Here is a 15,549-nt window from a genome sequence, read left to right as displayed (position 1 = left end):
GGCCGCCCAAAGGGGCCGGAACGACTGCCCGGTGCTGCGCCGTTCAGCGCAAGCCTCGCTTGGGCTGAACGGCCCGAACAGACGGGCAGCACGCCGGAACCGCCCGGTTACCGGCGTGCCACCCGAGTCTCAGCGCGTCTCCCGGTACCGGCGGTCCTTGGACACACCCTCGCCCAGTGACTCGTCGAAGTGGTACACCTCGTCACCGCGGACGAAGACGCGCAGCGCGCGGTTCATCACGTCCAGCGGGTCGCCCGACCACAGCACCACATCGGCGTCCAGGCCCGGCTTCAGCGAGCCGATCTGCCCGTCGAGGTCCAGCATCGACGCCGGGTTGACGGTCAGCGAACGCAGCGCCGTCGCCGGGTCGAGGCCGTCCTTCACCGCGAGGGCCGCCTGGTACACCAGGAAGTTGATCGGGATCACCGGGTGGTCGGTGGTGATCGCGATCTTCACGCCCGCGCGGGCCAGGATGCCGGCCGAGCGCAGGGTGCGGTTGCGCAGCTCGACCTTGGACTTCGTGGTGAACAGCGGGCCGAGGATCACCGGAACCTCGCGGGAAGCCAGCAGGTCCGCGATCAGGTGGCCTTCGGTGCCGTGGTTGATCACCAGCTTGTAGCCGAACTCGTCGGCCAGCCGGATCGCCGTCACGATGTCGTCGGCGCGGTGGACGTGCTGGTCCCAGAACAGCTCGCCGTCGAGGACCTTCGACAGCGTCTCCAGCGTCAGGTCGACTTCGTGCGGCTTGCCCTCGGACTCCGCGTGCGCGCGCTTCGCCTGGTAGTTGCGGGCCTTGGTGAACGCCTCGCGCAGGATCGCCGCGACCCCCAGGCGCGTCGACGGCGTCTGCTTCTTCTCGCCGTACACGCGCTTCGGGTTTTCGCCCAGCGCGCTCTTCACGCTGACGTGCTCCGCGAAGATCATGTCCAGGATGCTGCGGCCCCACGTCTTCACGCCGATCGTCTGGCCGCCGATCGGGTTGCCCGACCCGGGCTTGATGACGACGCTCGTGACGCCGCCCGCGAGCGCGTCGTCGAAGCCGGGCTCGTAGGGGTCGATGCCGTCGACGGCGCGGAAGCGGGCGCCGTTCGGGTCGGTCATCTCGTTGGTGTCGTTGCCGGACCAGCCCTCGCCCTCCTCGTGCACCCCGAGGTGCGCGTGGGCGTCGATGAAGCCGGGCAGCACCCAGGTGCCGGCCGCGTCGACCAGTTCGGCGTCCTCCGGGATGTCGACGTCGGCCTCGGTGCCGACCGCGACGATCTTGCCGCCGTCGATCAGGACCGTGCCGCCGTCGATGGGATCACCGTCGATGGGGACGACATAGCCCCCGACAATTGCCTTCGCCATAGTTCGCCACGCTAACGAACTCGTCCGGGGGCGTGCACGCGGGCCTTCTCCAAGTGCACGAGCTCGTGGTTGTTCTCGGGTGTCCGGTGCGTCTCGCGGTAGCCGTGCTTGGCGTACAGGTGCAACGGCCCCACGCTCTTCGAGCCGGTGAAGAGCCGGAACACCGTCACCTCCGCCGGCGCCGCCGACTCCGCGAACCGCAGCAGCCCGCCGCCGAGCCCGGCTCCCTGCCGGTCCGGGGCGACGACCAGGCGCCCGATCACGCCGACCGGCCCGGTCACCGTCAGCCGCACCGACGCCACCAGGCGTCCCGCTTCCCGGACGCCCCAGGACAGCCCGATCAGCGCCGCCCGGGTCTCGTCCAGGGTCTCCAGCAGCGGCGGCAGGTCCAGGTCGCCGTGGGCGCGCGCCTCGGTCACGTACGCGGCGCGTTGCAGCGTCAGCACTTCACCCGCGTCGGCGACGCCCAGGCGAAGCGGCGTCACCGGACCCGGACGCCCCAGCTGCCCGACCACGACGCCGACGGCGCCAGCTCGATCAGGTCGGTGCCCGTGTTGAGCGCGTCGGCCGGGCAGGTCATCGGCTCGATCGCGACCGCCCGGCCGCGGCCGACCAGGTCGTCCGGGGTGAACACCTGCGCCCAGCGGAAGTCGGGGCCGGTCCAGACCAGCAGTTCCTGCCCGTCGTGGCTCAGGACGATGTGGTGCTTGCCGTCCTCGGCCGTCGCGAGACCGCCGAACGCCGTGTCCAGGTTGACGCCCGCCAGCCCGCGGCCGGCGCGGAAGTCGTACTCCGTGCCCTCGACGTCCTGCTCCTCGGCGTACGGCATCTGCTCGTCGGGCCGGGACGGCCGGACCCGGCTCGCGGGCAGCGTCAGCGTCAGCTCGTCGGTCGGGACGTCGCCGATCCGGAAGTACGGGTGCGTGCCGACGCCGACGCCGATCGGCTGCTCGCCTTCGTTGCGGATCTCGTGGGTGATGGTCAGTTCGCGCGGCGCGACCTCGTAAGTGACGGTCGCTCGTAGCGGCACCGGCCAGCCCGGCTGCACCTCGACGTCGACGGCCAGGGTGACCGACGATTCGGCGTGCTCCAGCAGCTCCCACTCGAGGTGGCGGGTCAGGCCGTGGATGGCGTTGCCGCGCGCCTCCTCGGTGATGTCGAGCTGCTGGGTCTCTCCCTGGAACGTCCACCGGCCGCCCTTGGTGCGGTTCGGCCAGGGCAGCAGCACCTGCCCGGCCCCCATCGGCGGCTTCGCGTCTTCGGGGAACTCCTCGACGTACGGCACGCCGCCGACTTCGAAGGCGCGCAGCCCGGCACCGATTTCGGTGACGACGGCGCGCGCGTTGCCGCGGGTGATCTCGAACTGCTGACCGGTCGGGTTGCCCATGCGGACGACCTTACCGATCCGCGAAGTCACTAGACCGGTCGTCATAGTTTGCGCTACGGTTCGGTCATGGTTCGCCGCACCGACACGCGGCAGCGGATGCTCGACACCGCCGCCGACCTGTTCCAGACCCAGGGTTACCACGCCACCGGCCTGACCCAGCTGACCACGGCGGGCGGCGCCCCGAAGGGGTCGCTCTACTTCCACTTCCCCGGCGGCAAGGAGCAGCTCGCCACCGAAGCCGTCCGGCTGTCGAGCGAGCGCACGGGCGCTCTCCTCGAAGCCATCCTCGAGGACGCTCCCGACCCCGCGACCGGGATCGACCGCGCGGTCGACGCGCTCGCGGGTTTCCTCACCGGATCGGACTTCCGACGGGGGTGCCCCCTCGCGACGGTCGCGCTGGACGCCGCCGCGGCGAGCGAGCCGATCCGCGAAGCCTGCGCCGACGGGTACTCGTCGTGGCACACGATCTTCACGGATTACTTGGCCGGACAAGGACTTTCGGCCGAGCGCGCCGACGAGCTCGCCACCATCGTGCTCGCCACCATCGAAGGCGGGCTGCTGCTGGCCCGCACCCGCCGCGACCTCGCGCCGCTGCGCGCGGTCGCCACCCACCTGCACACCACCCTCGACCGGGAGTTCGCCTGATGCGTGTCCACCACCTGAACTGCGGCACCATGCGCCCCCTGGGCGGAAAGCTGATCGACGGCCGGCCGGGCGTGTTCCGGCGCGCCACGATGGTCTGCCACTGCCTGCTGCTCGAGACCGACACCGGTCTCGTGCTCGTCGAGACGGGCATGGGCACGCCGGCCGCGGTCGACCGGACCGCCTGGCTGGGCGCCGGGTTCGTCCGCCAGTCCAACCCCGTCCCGGACCCGGCGCAGACGGCGATCGCGCAGATCCGCGCGCTGGGCTTCGACCCCGCCGACGTCCGGGACATCGTGCTGACCCACCTCGACCTCGACCACGCGGGCGGGCTGATCGACTTCCCGTGGGCACGCGTGCACGTCTACGCCGAAGAGCTGCGGGCGTTCACCGAGCCGCGCGACGCCGCCGAACGCGGCCGCTACCGCCGAATCCAGTTCGCTCACGGTCCACAGTGGACGTCCTATGCGGACAGCGGCGAACCGTGGTTCGGCTTCGGCGCCGTCCGGCAGCTCGACGGCCTGCCGCCGGGGATCCTGCTGGTCCCGCTGTCGGGGCACACGCGCGGGCACGCCGGGGTCGCCGTCGACACCGGACACGGCTGGCTGCTCAACGCCGGCGACTCGTACTTCTTCCACGGGCAGGTCGATCCCACCGCCCCGCACTGCCCGCCGGGCCTGAAGTGGTTCGAAGGTCACATGGAGACGGTGCCGCGCGCCCGGCTGGACAATCACCGCCGCCTGCGTCAGCTTGTTCAGGAGCACGGCGCGGAGGTCACCGTCTTCGCCGCGCACGACGAGACCGAATTCCTCCGGCTGAGCACCAGGAGCAGCGTATGAAGGTGCACCACCTGAACTGCGGATCGATGCGCCCGGCGGGTGGCAAGCTGCTCGACGGGGAGCCCGGCCTGCTGCGGCGGGCGGAGCTGGTCGCCCACTGCCTGCTGATCGAGACCGGCGACGGCCTGGTGCTGGTCGACACCGGGTTCGGCAGCGAAGGCGTGGCCCGCCCGGGCGAGTGGCTCGGCCGGCCGTTCATGGCGATGGTCGGTGCCAAGCCCGTGGCCGCCGAGACGGCGGTCGCGCAGATCAAGGCCCTCGGCCTCGACCCGGCGGACGTCCGCCACATCGTGATGACCCACCTCGACGTCGACCACGCGGGCGGCCTCGCCGACTTCCCCAACGCCGTCGTGCACGTCCGCGCCGAGGAGCACCGGGCGGCGACGTCCCCGGCGAACGCGGCGGAGAAGAACCGCTACCGCGCGGCGCAGTTCGCGCACCGCCCGCTGTGGAGCACGTACGACGAGCCGGGCGAGCCGTGGTTCGGCTTCGAGGCGGTCCGGTCGTTGAAGGGCCTGCCGGAGGAGATCCTGCTGATCCCGCTCACGGGACACACGCGCGGCCACACGGGCGTGGCCGTCGACACCGGCGACGGCTGGCTCCTGCACGCCGGCGACGCCTATTTCTTCCACGGCCAGCTGGACCCGGTGGCCCCGCACTGCCCACCGGGCCTGACGGCGTTCCAGAACATCGTCCAGACGCTGCGCGGGCCGAGGCTGGAGAACCTGGCGCGGCTGCACGAGCTGGCGCGGACCCACCAGGACGAGGTCACGGTGTTTTCGGCACACAGCCCGGTCGAGCTGGCCGCGCTGCGCCGGTGATCCGGCCGGCGTGCGGGGTCGGCCGGCCCCGCACGCGGCCGGCGCGAGCGGCAACTCGCCGGCCGGGCTTGATCAGCTCGCCGCGAGGGCCTGCTTGACGAGCGGCGCGATCTGCTCCGGCGTCATCTTCGCCGGGCCGGAGTAGTTGACCAGGACCGGCGTGCCCGCCACCAGTTCGGCCGAGACGAGGGTCGCCGCCTTCTGGCCGTCGACGTAGTAGACCGCGCCGTCCGGGAAGCCCGGGACGTCCTGCGCGCCCGGCTTCGCCTTCTTGATCGACGCCAGCATCTCGGCGGGCTTGCCCTGCTTGCCCTCGTAGCGGGTCACCGCGAGCGCGCCCGCGGTCGTGCCGTTGTGCTGGTACTCGCAGGTGCGCGCCTTGCCGCCGCTGGCCGCGTTGTCCTGGACCGGGCCCGGGACCGCGGTGAGGTTGTCGAGGAACAGCGCCTTCGACACGGCCTCCGCGGGCAGCAGCTTGCACGGGTCGAGCGCCCCGGCGGCGGCGTTCGTACTCGGCGCCGGCTTCGGCTTCGGGGCCGCGGAGGACGACGGGGCCTTCGACGGTTCGTCCCCGGAGGAGCAGGCAGTCAACGCGGCTAAAGCGACAAAAGCGACAACAAGGGTACGCATGTTCGCACCCTAACCCGATCGGCCTACGTCGTGGGCGCCTGGTATCGCCAGAAGGCCGGGAGCAGGAACATCGACGCGCAGACCAGCACGATGACCAGCAGGCCGCCGGCGCTCGCCGCGACCGTGGTGCCGAACGCGGCGGCGCCCCAGCCGTGCGTGAGGTCGGCGATCCGCGGACCGCCGGCGACGACGACCGTGAAGACGCCCTGGAGCCGGCCGCGCATCTCGTCGGTGGTCGCGACCTGCAGGATCGCCATCCGGTAGACGGCGCTGACCATGTCCGCGGCGCCGGCCAGGGCCATGAAGACGACGGCGAGCCACAGCGAGTGCGCGAGCCCGAACGCGGCCACGGCGGCACCCCACGCGCAGATCGCGACGACGACCGCGACGCCTTGGCGGTGGATGCGCGTCAGCCAGCCGGAGAAGAGCCCGATCAGCATCGCCCCCAGCGGCAGGGCGGCGTAGAGCCAGCCGAGGGCGGGGCCGCCGCCGGGCGGGTCGCCGAAGGTCCGCTCGGCCATCTCCGGGATCAGCGCCCGCGGCATCCCGAAGACCATGGCGATGATGTCGGCGACGAAGGACGCCAGCAGGATCTTCTGCCCGGCCAGGTACCGGAAGCCGTCGACGACGTCCCGCAGCCCGGCGCGGCGCGAGGGGCCGTTGAGCGGCGGGATCGACGGCAGCCGCCAGACGGCGAGGAGGGTGATCGTCAGGGCGACGACGTCGATCAGGTAGAGGGTGGAGAGGCCGAGGACGGGGATCAGCGCACCCGCGAGCAGCGGCCCGAAGACGGCGCCGAAGGTGGACATGGTGCTGTTGAGGGCGTTCGCGGACGGCAGCAGTTCGGCGGGCACGAGCCGCGCGACGACGGCACCGCGGGTGGGCATGTTGATCGCGAAGAACGCCTGGTTGACCGCGAGCAGGCCGAGCACGAGCCAGACGGAGCCGAAGTTCGCGAAGGCTTGCAGCCAGAGGAGGGCGGAGGTGATCGCGACGCCGACGTTGGTGACGAAGAGCAGCTTCCGCCGATCGACGGCATCGGCGACGGCGCCGCCCCAGAGCCCGAAGATCAGCAGGGGCACGAGGGCGACGAGCCCGGTGAGGCCGACGTAGGCGGAGGACCCGGTGAGGTCGAAGACCTGCTTGGGCACGGCGACGGCGGTCAGCTGGGTCCCGACGGCGGTGACCACAGTGGACAGCCAGAGCCGCCGGAAGGCCGGGATCTTGAGCGGCCGCGTGTCGACGATGATGCGTCCGAGGACCTTGCGCAAGCCCGAGCGGGGCGGCAGGGTCCCCGGTTCACCAGTCACGACACATCAGCTTAGCCGGGCTAACTATCCGGGGTCGCGTGATTTATGTCGCCCGTGAGCGGCCCTGAGGTTGCGCAGACCGCAACCTCAGGGCGTCGAGATCACGGCGCCACGCGCTCGATGTTCCACCCGTCGTCGTTGCGGACGTACCGCAGCCGGTCGTGCATGCGGTCTTCGCGGCCCTGCCAGAACTCCACCAGGTCCGGGCGGATCCGCCAGCCGCCCCAGTGCGGTGGGGCCGGGATCTGCTCGACGTCCGCGAACCGCCGCTCGATTCCGTGCAGCGCGTTCTCCAGCGCCCGGCGGCCGTCCACCACGCGGGACTGCGGCGACGCCCACGCACCCAGCTGCGAGCCGCGCGGGCGCTGGGCCCAGTACTCCGCCGTCTCCTTGACGCCGACCTTCTCGACCTCGCCGCGGACGTGGACCTGGCGGTGGAGCGCGTACCAGGGGAACGTCACCGACGCGTACCGCGTCGCCGTCAGGTCGTGGCTCTTCGAGGACGTGTAGTTCGTGTAGAACACCACGCCGCGGTCGTCGAGGCCCTTGCACAACACCGTCCGGGACGACGGGCGGCCTTCGGCGTCCGCCGTCGCCAGCACCATCGCGTTCGGTTCGGCGATGCCGGCGGCCACGGCCTGGTTCAGCCACCCTTGCAACTGGTCGGTCCAGGTGGCCGCCAGCGCGGATTCGTCGAACGCCGCGCCGTCGTAGGCGACGCGCATTCCCGGCAGGCGCACTACGGCGTCTTCCACCTGGTCCTCGATCTCCGGCATCATCGCCAAACCTCCGTACCCGGTCGGGGCAGCTGTCACTTCGGCTCCTGCGCACGTTAGGGCCTCAAGAGCGGCAGCGGAACCCACTGAACGGTGACACCCGCCACCTCGTCCGCGCCACCTGCCCGTAACCACAGGACAACAAGCTGTAACCCCCGCGTTACCCGCCGGACCAGGATCGATACAGCGAGCACCTACCTTCGGCGCGTTCCCCACCACCCCCGGAGGCAGGCATGACCGAGATCCTGTCCAGCGCCGAAGAAGCCGAAGAAAGCTCCCAGCCGAAACGCCAGTACGCCCCGCTCGCGGCGAACGAGAACCGCGAGGACTACTCACTGCGCTTCGCCGCCCATTCGTTCCGGAAATGGTCCCCGTTCGTCGTCGCGACGACGGCGCTGGGCGGGATCGCCTACCTCGCCGACTTCGCGATCGGCGCCAGCATCGTGCTCTCCTACGGCTTCACCTCCGGCGTCCTGGCGATCCTCGCCGCGGCCGTCGTCATCTTCGTCACCGGCGTGCCCATCGCGGCCGCCTGCGCGAAGTCCGGAGTGGACATGGACCTGCTGACCCGCGGAGCCGGCTTCGGCTACTTCGGGTCGACGCTGACGTCGCTCGTGTACGCGAGCTTCACCGTCATCTTCTTCTCGCTCGAAGGCTCGATCATGGGCCAGGCGTTCGAACTCGCCCTCGGCATCCCGCTGCCCATCGGCTACCTGCTGGCGACGCTCATCGTGCTGCCCTTCGCCCTCTACGGCATGGGCGCGGTGGCGAAGATGCAGACCTGGACGCAGCCGCTGTGGCTCGCCGGGCTGGTGCTGCCGTTCGTCGTCGTGCTGGTCCGGGAGCCCGGCAAGTTCGCCGAGTTCGCGCACTTCGGCGGCACCGAGGGCACCGGCTCCGGGTTCTCCGCGATCGGGTTCGGCCTCGGCATGGGCGTCGCGCTGTCGCTGATCGGGCAGATCGGCGAACAGGCCGACTACCTGCGGTTCATGCCCGAGAAAACGGCGGAGAACAAGCGGTCGTGGTGGGCCGCCGTGCTCGCCGCCGGACCCGGCTGGGTGATCCTCGGGGCCGCGAAGCAGATCGGCGGCGCGCTGCTGGCGTTCCTCGCCCTCGGTGTCGTCGGGAAGACGCACGCGCTCGAGCCGATCGCGCCCTACCTGGAAGCGGTGAAACCCGCCCTCGGGCCGGTGGCGCTGACGTTCGCCGCGCTGTTCGTCGTCGTCTCGCAGATCAAGATCAACACGACGAACGCCTACTCCGGCTCGCTGTCGTTCGCGAACTTCTTCTCCCGCGTGCTGCACAAGCACCCCGGCCGGGTCTGGTACGTGCTGGTCAACTGCGGGATCGCGCTCGCGCTGATGGAGTTCGGCGCGTTCGGCTTCCTGAACAAGATCCTCGGTTTCTACTCGAACGTCGCCATCGCGTGGATCGGCGCCGTCTGCGCCGACCTGGTGATCGCCAAGCCGCTGGGCCTCTCGCCGCGCTACATCGAGTTCAAGCGGGCCTACCTGCACAAGATCAACCCGGTCGGGTTCGGCGCGATGGTGGTCGCGTCGGCGGTGTCGATCACGGCGTACTTCGGCGCGTTCGGGCCGTTCCTGGCCGCGTTCAGCCCGGTGCTCGCGCTGGTCATCGCGGTCGCGCTGGTGCCGGTCCTGGCGGTGGCGACCCGCGGCAAGTACTACCTGGCCCGGCCGAACACGGTCGCCGGCCCGGACGCCGACGTCGATCTGCGTGCCACGCACACCTGCTCGGCCTGCGGCGACCCGTACGAACTGCCGGACGTCGCCGACTGCGCGAAGCAGGACGGCCCGATCTGCTCGCTCTGCTGCACGCTCGACAACACCTGCCACGACATGTGCCAGACGACCGGCCCGGTCGCGCTCGGCCTGCCGACGGCCCGCACCACGTGATGTCCGTGAGGGCCCTTTCCCGGAATCCGCTGCCGGGAAAGGGCCCTCACGCGAGCCGGCGTCCCCCCGGATCCCCCTCCCGGCTCGCCTGTTCCACGCCGGAGGGTGCGCCGGGGTTGCCTGGGATCTCCGAAATTTTTGCGGGCCGCATGATGGCCGCCAGCATCAGCGCGCGCAGCTCCGCGCCGACGTCCTCCACCGGCAGCGGCGGCTCGTGCGCCTGCCACTCGCGCAGCAGCCCGGTGGCCGCGCCGACCAGGGCGATCGCCGTCAGCCGGTAGTCGCGATCGGGCGCGGCGCCGCGCTCGGCCGCGTGCCGCGCCTCCGTCTCGATGAAGGTCGCCCAGCGGTCGACCCACACCTGGTGCTGCTCCTCGAGCTCCGCGCTGACGCCGACGGCTTCGACGTAGTTGAGCCGCGGGAGCCGGGGGTCCACGGTCACCGTGTCGATGAAGACGTCGAGCAGCGTGGCGATCCGGGTCATGGCGTCGGCCTCGGCGACCTTGTCGAGCGCGGCGGTGACGTGCTCCAGCGCCAGGCTGTTGATCCGGTCGTGGAGGGTGCGCAGCACGTCCTCCTTCCCGGTGAACTCCTCGTAGAAGTTCCGCGTCGACACGCCGGCGCGAGCGCAGACCTCGGTGATCTTCGTCTGCCGGAAGCCGGTGGTGGTGAACAGTTCGAGGCCGGCCGTGAGCAGCCGCTCGCGGCGGTCGGCGCGACGTTGTTCGGGTGCGACGCCGCCGTACGTGCGAGCCAACGGGTGTCTCCTCCTTCTGAGGGATTGCCGGATCCTACCGGGTGCGGCTAAATTGTGAAAACCTTGATTACCAAACACCGGAGGCAACGATGCTTCGTCGGTTACTGGTCGCCGTCGCGCTCCTGTTCGTGACAGCCGCCCCTTCGGCGCACGCGGACCCGGGCGTCCTCCTCGAACAGCGGCCGACAACGGTGTTCGTCGGCCCCTTCCCGGCGCCCGTCAAGGCCTGGCACCTCGTCTACCGCTCGACCTCGGCGACCGGCGAACCGAACGCCGTCTCCGGCACGCTGCTGGTGCCCCCGGCACCGTGGACGCGCGGCGGCCCGCGGCCCCTGATCACGTACGCGGTGGGCACGCACGGCCTCGGCGACCAGTGCGCGCCCTCGAACCTCCTGGCCCACGGCGTCGAGAACGAAAGCGCGCTGCTCGCGCAGGCGTTGACGCAGGGCTGGGCCGTCGTCGTCACCGACTACGAAGGGCTCGGCACGCCGGGACCGCACACGTACGCGGTCGGGCAGTCCGAAGGCCGGGCGGTGCTCGACGCGGCGCGGGCCGCTTCCCGGGTGACCGGCGCCGGGCTGTCCCCGGCCGGCCCGGTGGGCGTGTTCGGCTACTCGCAGGGCGGCCAAGCCGCGGCGTGGGCGGCCGAACTGCAGGCCACGTACGCGCCTTCGCTGAACGTGGTCGGAGTCGCGGCGGGCGGGGTTCCGGCGGACCTGAACGCGGTGTTCGCCGCCAACGACGGCGGCGCGGCGTTCGGCCTGGTCCTCGGCGCGGCCACCGGCTTCGCGGCGGCGTACCCCGACGTGCCGTTCGCCTCGATCCTCAACGACCGCGGCCGCGAGGCGGTGGCCCGGGTGTCGAAGGCGTGCACGATCGAGCTGGGGGCGGCGGCACCGTTCGCGCACCTGCGGGACTTCGTCACGGTGCCGGACCCGATCCACGAGCCGCACTGGCAGGCCCGGCTGGCGGAGAACTACCTGGGCACGACCGCGCCGAAGCCGCCGGTGTACCTGTACCACGGGACGCTGGACGAGCTGATCCCGTTCAGCGTCGGAACGGCGTTGCGCGACCGCTGGCGGTCCCTGGGCGCGGCGGTGACGTGGCAGGAGTTCCCGCTGCTGGAACACATCGGCGGCGTCTCGATCGGCGGCCCGGTGGCGATGACCTGGCTGGGCACGAAGTTCTGACCCCGGCGGGCGGCGCAGGGGGCCGCCCACGGTCGCGGAAAAGCCGTGAAGGCCACCTCGCGGGGCTCCTGCAAGGTGGCCTTCACGGACTCGGGCACCCGAAACCGTCGGTCCCTCCCGGTAGCGTGGAAAACGGGGGCTGCTCAGAACGCCTCGGCTCCCGCCTCCGCCAGCCCCTTCATCGCCGTGACGGCGTCCGGAGCCAGGGAAGTCACCAGGGAGCCACCGGCGGCGAGCGGGCTCCGCGACCACCACTCACCCGAAGCGGCCGGCTCCTCGGGCCCGCCGACCACCAGGTCCGTGGCCAGCACCCGGCGCCCCGCCAGCACGGCCAGGCTCCCGTCCAACCCCGCATCCCCCACCGAAAGCGTCTGGCGCAGCACCGGCACCGAACCCCGCGTGACCGACAACGAAGTCGTCAGCGAACCCGGCCTTTCCCCGGCCCGCCCCAGCACCAGCACCTCCCGCGTGTGCAGATAGGCATCCGACGCCAGCGAAGCCCGGAAAACCGCTCGGTGCCGAGCGCGTGCGGTGACCACCGTGGGCTCGGGCAGGTACTCCAGCGACCCACCTGGCTCCACGACAACGTCCACAGTGGACAACGATTCCTCGCCGTGCAGGCCGGGCAGAGCCAGCGTCGCCGCGACGCCGGAAAGGCGCAGCGCGGCCCCCGGCCCGACGTGGATGGACAGCAGCAGGTCGTCGCCGCCCAAGGGGGAAGTCGCCGAGTTGACCAGGTGCACCACCGCCGTCGCCCCGGAACGCCGGCGCGGGAACAGCGTCAGCGGCGCCATCGAACGCAGCTCGCGCAACACCGTGCGCGAGCCGTCGAAGCACGCGGTCAACCGGGCGTGGGCCTTCACAGCAGGGAACGGACCCAGCCGGCCACGTCGGGCGCGTCCGGAGTGTCCACAAGCGACTGCGTGATCACCGGCAGCGAGCCCCGCATGCGGTGCGCGTCCGACGTCATCACGGCCATGTCCGCGCCGACCAGGTGGGCGATGTCGATCTTGTTGATCACCAGCAGGTCCGCCGTCGTGACGCCGGGGCCGCCCTTGCGCGGCACCTTGTCGCCGCCCGCCACGTCGACCACGAAGATCTGGCTGTCCGCCAGGCCGCGGCTGAACACCGCCGTCAGGTTGTCCCCGCCGCTCTCGATGATGACCAGGTCCAGGTCCGGGAACTTTTCCTCGAGCCGTTCGACGGCGTCGAGGTTCGCGGTGATGTCGTCGCGGATCGCGGTGTGCGGGCAGGCACCGGTCTGCACCGCCTCGATCCGCTCCGGGTCCAGCACTCCCGCGCGGCGCAGGAAGTCCGCGTCCTCGGTCGTGTAGATGTCGTTCGTGACGACGGCGAGGTTGATCTCGTCACCCAGCGCGCGGCAGAGCGCCGCGGTGAGCGCCGTCTTGCCCGAACCCACCGGGCCGCCGATGCCGATCCGGTACGCGCGGCCCGCGGTGGGCGCCGCGTCGTAGTGGTCGGGTTCGGCGGCCGCCGGGTCGAAGTTGACCTCGTGGAAGTGCCCGTGGCCGTGGCCTTCAGCTGGCAAAGAGACGCACCTCTTCCTGGTGGTGCCGGGCGTGGGCCTCGGCGAACAGATCCAACGCGGGCGACCCCGGCGACGGCAGCGCCGCCGGGTCGTCACCCGCCACGGCGGCCGCGTCCGAACAAACCGAACGCAGATCCAGCCGCGCGACAACGGCATTGACGGCGAAGGGGTCCAGCCCCAGCAACCGCACCGCGGCACTCGCCGGCCCGCTGACCGACAGGTACGCGGCCGCCATCGCGGCGTCATCCGGCGAACCACCCGCGACGCCGGAAAGCGCGCCCAGCACGATCGAATGGTGCGGCCGTGGCGTCTCGGTCAGCAGCGAATCCAGGACGGGAGAAGGCCAAGCGATCCGCCCGGCTCGTGCGGTCCCTCGCCCCTGCGCCCGCGAAGCTTCTCGCTGAGCGAGTGACGGCGTCCGCGCGTCCAGCTCGGCGTCCAACCGCGACCAATGTCCAGGTGGGACAGAACGCGCGGCGGCATGTGCCGAAGCAGCGGCGAAAACCGCTGCCAGGAATCCCGCCGTCCGCAACCGTCCGGAAAGGAATCCCGGCAGGTCGCGAACCGACGTCACCAGGCGGCGGGAGACGACTTCCTCCAACCCGCCACTGTGGACGTGCCCGCCGCCGGGGAAGCGGGAGTCCGCGAGGATCAGCGCCGAGAGGTCCATCAGAAGAGGAAGTACCTTTGCGCCATCGGCAGCTCCGTCACCGGCTGCGGTTCGACCAGCTCGCCGTCGACGTGCACCGCGAAGCTGTCCGGCTCGACGCGGACGTCCGGCGTCGTGTCGTTGAGCACCATGTCCGCCTTCGTCCGCGCGCGCATGTTCGACACCGCGACCAGCGGCCGGGTGATGCCGAAGGTCTCGCGCAAGCCGCTGTCCAAAGCGGACGGTGCGACGAAGTGCAGGCTCAGTGCCGCCCCGATGTTCGCCCCGAACATGGGGCGCGCCATGACCGGCTGCGGCGTCGGGATGGACGCGTTCGCGTCGCCCATCGCCGCCCACGCCGGGAAGCCCCCCTTGAGCACCACGTGCGGGCGGACGCCGAAGAACTTCGGCTCCCACAGCACCAGGTCCGCGAGCTTGCCGACCTCGACCGAGCCGATCTCGGTCTCCATGCCGTGCGCGATGGCCGGGTTGATCGTGTATTTGGCGACATAGCGACGTGCGCGCAGGTTGTCGGCCGAGCCGTCGCCCGGCAGCGCGCCGCGACGGCGTTTCATCACGTGCGCGGTCTGCCAGGTCCGGATGATCACCTCGCCGATCCGGCCCATCGCCTGCGAGTCGGAGCTCATCATCGAGATCGCGCCCATGTCGTGCAGCACGTCCTCGGCGGCGATCGTGGTCGGCCGGATCCGGCTCTCGGCGAAGGCGAGGTCCTCGGGCACCGACGGGTTGAGGTGGTGGCAGACCACCAGCATGTCGAGGTGCTCGTCGAGGGTGTTGGCCGTGTGCGGGCGGGTCGGGTTGGTCGACGACGGCAGCACGTTCGGCAGCGAGACGACCTGGATGATGTCCGGCGCGTGCCCGCCGCCGGCCCCTTCGGTGTGGTACGCGTTGATCGAGCGGCCGCCGATGGCGTCCACAGTGGATTCCAGGAAGCCGGCCTCGTTCAGCGTGTCCGTGTGGATGGCCACCTGGACGCCGGCTTCGTCGGCGACGGTCAGGCAGGCGTCGATCGCCGCCGGGGTGGTGCCCCAGTCCTCGTGGAGCTTGAACCCGCCCGCGCCCGCCGCCAGCTGCTCGCGCAGCGCCTCGTGCCGGACGGTGTTCCCCTTGCCCAGCAACAGGACGTTCACCGGGTAACCGTCCATGGCGGACAGCATCCGGCCGAGGTTCCACGCGCCGGGCGTGACGGTCGTGGCCTTGGTGCCCTCGTTCGGGCCGGTGCCGCCACCGACCAAAGTGGTCAGCCCGGCGGCCAGCGCGGTGTCGACCAGCTGCGGGCAGATGAAGTGGACGTGGCAGTCGATGCCGCCCGCGGTGAGGATCTTGCCGTTGCCGGACAGCACCTCGGTGGACGGCCCGATGACCAGGCCTGCGTCGACGCCGTCCATCGTGTCCGGGTTGCCGGCCTTGCCGATGCCGACGATCCGGCCGTCGCGCACGCCGACGTCGGCCTTGACGACGCCCCAGTGGTCGAGGATCACCGCGCCGGTGATGATCAGGTCGGGCGCGCCCTCGGCCCGGGTCGCCATCCCCTGGCCCATGGACTCGCGGATGACCTTGCCGCCGCCGAAGAGCACCTCGTCGCCCGAGCCGCCGGGGCCCATCGAGCGGTCTTCGGTGACCTCGATCAGCAGGTCGGTGTCGGCGAGCCGGATCCGGTCGCCGGTGGTCGGGCCGAACAGCTCGGCGTAACGCTCGCGGTCGATCTGCGGCAT

16 protein-coding genes are annotated in these 15,549 nt (G+C 71.3%); 5 read left to right on the top strand and 11 right to left on the bottom strand.

Features of this window, described 5'->3' with window-relative positions:
• Positions 1 to 129: 129 nt before the first annotated feature.
• From C2L58_RS06960 to C2L58_RS06950, 3 genes are read right to left on the bottom strand one after another with little or no spacing between them, the layout of a single operon-like run.
• Positions 130 to 1,347 (bottom strand): amidohydrolase, encoded by a 1,218-nt coding sequence (locus C2L58_RS06960; protein WP_103336711.1) that lies wholly within the window; start codon positions 1,345 to 1,347, stop codon positions 130 to 132.
• 11 nt (positions 1,348 to 1,358) lie between these two features.
• Positions 1,359 to 1,862, bottom strand: coding sequence for a GNAT family N-acetyltransferase (locus tag C2L58_RS06955; protein WP_103336710.1), 504 nt, complete (start codon positions 1,860 to 1,862; stop codon positions 1,359 to 1,361).
• Positions 1,829 to 2,734: an aldose 1-epimerase family protein gene (locus C2L58_RS06950; protein ID WP_103337093.1), complete on the bottom strand. Its 906-nt coding sequence runs from the start codon at positions 2,732 to 2,734 to the stop codon at positions 1,829 to 1,831. The genes C2L58_RS06955 and C2L58_RS06950 overlap by 34 nt, the downstream gene beginning before the upstream one ends.
• A gap of 66 nt (positions 2,735 to 2,800) precedes the next feature.
• On the opposite strand from C2L58_RS06950, the gene C2L58_RS06945 reads away from it, so the two are divergent.
• The 3 genes from C2L58_RS06945 to C2L58_RS06935 are packed head-to-tail and all read left to right on the top strand — an operon-like array spanning position 2,801 to position 5,036.
• On the top strand, positions 2,801 to 3,379 hold the full coding sequence (locus C2L58_RS06945) for a TetR/AcrR family transcriptional regulator (RefSeq protein WP_199191136.1): 579 nt from the start codon (positions 2,801 to 2,803) through the stop codon (positions 3,377 to 3,379).
• Entirely contained in the window at positions 3,379 to 4,215 is an 837-nt protein-coding gene (locus tag C2L58_RS06940; RefSeq protein WP_103336708.1) for an MBL fold metallo-hydrolase, read from the top strand. Before C2L58_RS06945 ends, C2L58_RS06940 begins: the two co-directional genes overlap by 1 nt.
• Complete coding sequence (locus tag C2L58_RS06935; RefSeq protein WP_103336707.1) at positions 4,212 to 5,036, top strand: MBL fold metallo-hydrolase; 825 nt, start codon at positions 4,212 to 4,214, stop codon at positions 5,034 to 5,036. Before C2L58_RS06940 ends, C2L58_RS06935 begins: the two co-directional genes overlap by 4 nt.
• A 72-nt stretch (positions 5,037 to 5,108) precedes the next feature.
• Here the strand turns inward: C2L58_RS06935 and C2L58_RS06930 are convergent, their stop codons facing one another.
• The 3 genes from C2L58_RS06930 to pdxH all read right to left on the bottom strand — a co-directional run bounded on the left by C2L58_RS06930 (position 5,109) and on the right by pdxH (position 7,755).
• Complete coding sequence (locus C2L58_RS06930; protein WP_103336706.1) at positions 5,109 to 5,666, bottom strand: DUF3558 family protein; 558 nt, start codon at positions 5,664 to 5,666, stop codon at positions 5,109 to 5,111.
• Positions 5,667 to 5,689: 23 nt separating this feature from the next.
• Positions 5,690 to 6,955, bottom strand: coding sequence for an MFS transporter (locus C2L58_RS06925; protein WP_199191176.1), 1,266 nt, complete (start codon positions 6,953 to 6,955; stop codon positions 5,690 to 5,692).
• Positions 6,956 to 7,077: 122 nt separating this feature from the next.
• On the bottom strand, positions 7,078 to 7,755 hold the full coding sequence (pdxH, locus tag C2L58_RS06920; RefSeq protein WP_103336704.1) for a pyridoxamine 5'-phosphate oxidase: 678 nt from the start codon (positions 7,753 to 7,755) through the stop codon (positions 7,078 to 7,080).
• Between the two features lie 230 nt (positions 7,756 to 7,985).
• Between pdxH and C2L58_RS06915 the strand changes: the two genes are divergently transcribed.
• On the top strand, positions 7,986 to 9,668 hold the full coding sequence (locus C2L58_RS06915; protein ID WP_103336703.1) for a purine-cytosine permease family protein: 1,683 nt from the start codon (positions 7,986 to 7,988) through the stop codon (positions 9,666 to 9,668).
• Between the two features lie 46 nt (positions 9,669 to 9,714).
• On the opposite strand, the gene C2L58_RS06910 is transcribed toward C2L58_RS06915, so the two are convergent.
• Positions 9,715 to 10,425, bottom strand: coding sequence for a TetR/AcrR family transcriptional regulator (locus C2L58_RS06910; RefSeq protein WP_103336702.1), 711 nt, complete (start codon positions 10,423 to 10,425; stop codon positions 9,715 to 9,717).
• Positions 10,426 to 10,514: 89 nt separating this feature from the next.
• On the opposite strand from C2L58_RS06910, the gene C2L58_RS06905 reads away from it, so the two are divergent.
• Complete coding sequence (locus tag C2L58_RS06905) at positions 10,515 to 11,615, top strand: lipase family protein (protein ID WP_103336701.1); 1,101 nt, start codon at positions 10,515 to 10,517, stop codon at positions 11,613 to 11,615.
• Between the two features lie 143 nt (positions 11,616 to 11,758).
• Here C2L58_RS06905 and C2L58_RS06900 read toward each other — a convergent pair whose 3' ends face one another.
• From C2L58_RS06900 to C2L58_RS06885, 4 genes are read right to left on the bottom strand one after another with little or no spacing between them, the layout of a single operon-like run.
• Positions 11,759 to 12,478 (bottom strand): urease accessory protein UreD, encoded by a 720-nt coding sequence (locus C2L58_RS06900; RefSeq protein WP_103336700.1) that lies wholly within the window; start codon positions 12,476 to 12,478, stop codon positions 11,759 to 11,761.
• On the bottom strand, positions 12,475 to 13,164 hold the full coding sequence (gene ureG / locus C2L58_RS06895) for an urease accessory protein UreG (RefSeq protein WP_103336699.1): 690 nt from the start codon (positions 13,162 to 13,164) through the stop codon (positions 12,475 to 12,477). Before ureG ends, C2L58_RS06900 begins: the two co-directional genes overlap by 4 nt.
• Entirely contained in the window at positions 13,154 to 13,834 is a 681-nt protein-coding gene (locus tag C2L58_RS06890; RefSeq protein WP_103336698.1) for an urease accessory protein UreF, read from the bottom strand. The genes ureG and C2L58_RS06890 overlap by 11 nt, the downstream gene beginning before the upstream one ends.
• On the bottom strand, positions 13,834 to 15,549 hold the full coding sequence (locus C2L58_RS06885) for an urease subunit alpha (RefSeq protein WP_103336697.1): 1,716 nt from the start codon (positions 15,547 to 15,549) through the stop codon (positions 13,834 to 13,836). Before C2L58_RS06885 ends, C2L58_RS06890 begins: the two co-directional genes overlap by 1 nt.

This window comes from Amycolatopsis sp. CA-126428, from assembly GCF_002904335.1.
GTDB lineage: Bacteria > Actinomycetota > Actinomycetes > Mycobacteriales > Pseudonocardiaceae > Amycolatopsis.
The sequence above is the reverse complement of the archived record's forward strand: the minus strand, read 5'-3'. Positions and strand labels throughout refer to the sequence as shown.

What these genes read in the sequence shown, in the direction of transcription:
- C2L58_RS06940 (WP_103336708.1), top strand. Translation starts at nt 3,379, where the DNA reads ATGCGTGTCCACCACCTGAACTGCGGCACCATGCGCCCCCTGGGCGGA.
- C2L58_RS06945 (WP_199191136.1), top strand. Translation starts at nt 2,801, where the DNA reads ATGGTTCGCCGCACCGACACGCGGCAGCGGATGCTCGACACCGCCGCC.
- C2L58_RS06905 (WP_103336701.1), top strand. Translation starts at nt 10,515, where the DNA reads ATGCTTCGTCGGTTACTGGTCGCCGTCGCGCTCCTGTTCGTGACAGCC.
- C2L58_RS06960 (WP_103336711.1), bottom strand. Translation starts at nt 1,347, where the DNA reads ATGGCGAAGGCAATTGTCGGGGGCTATGTCGTCCCCATCGACGGTGAT.
- C2L58_RS06935 (WP_103336707.1), top strand. Translation starts at nt 4,212, where the DNA reads ATGAAGGTGCACCACCTGAACTGCGGATCGATGCGCCCGGCGGGTGGC.
- C2L58_RS06890 (WP_103336698.1), bottom strand. Translation starts at nt 13,834, where the DNA reads ATGGACCTCTCGGCGCTGATCCTCGCGGACTCCCGCTTCCCCGGCGGC.
- C2L58_RS06915 (WP_103336703.1), top strand. Translation starts at nt 7,986, where the DNA reads ATGACCGAGATCCTGTCCAGCGCCGAAGAAGCCGAAGAAAGCTCCCAG.
- C2L58_RS06930 (WP_103336706.1), bottom strand. Translation starts at nt 5,666, where the DNA reads ATGCGTACCCTTGTTGTCGCTTTTGTCGCTTTAGCCGCGTTGACTGCC.
- C2L58_RS06885 (WP_103336697.1), bottom strand. Translation starts at nt 15,549, where the DNA reads ATGCCGCAGATCGACCGCGAGCGTTACGCCGAGCTGTTCGGCCCGACC.
- pdxH (WP_103336704.1), bottom strand. Translation starts at nt 7,755, where the DNA reads ATGATGCCGGAGATCGAGGACCAGGTGGAAGACGCCGTAGTGCGCCTG.
- C2L58_RS06950 (WP_103337093.1), bottom strand. Translation starts at nt 2,734, where the DNA reads ATGGGCAACCCGACCGGTCAGCAGTTCGAGATCACCCGCGGCAACGCG.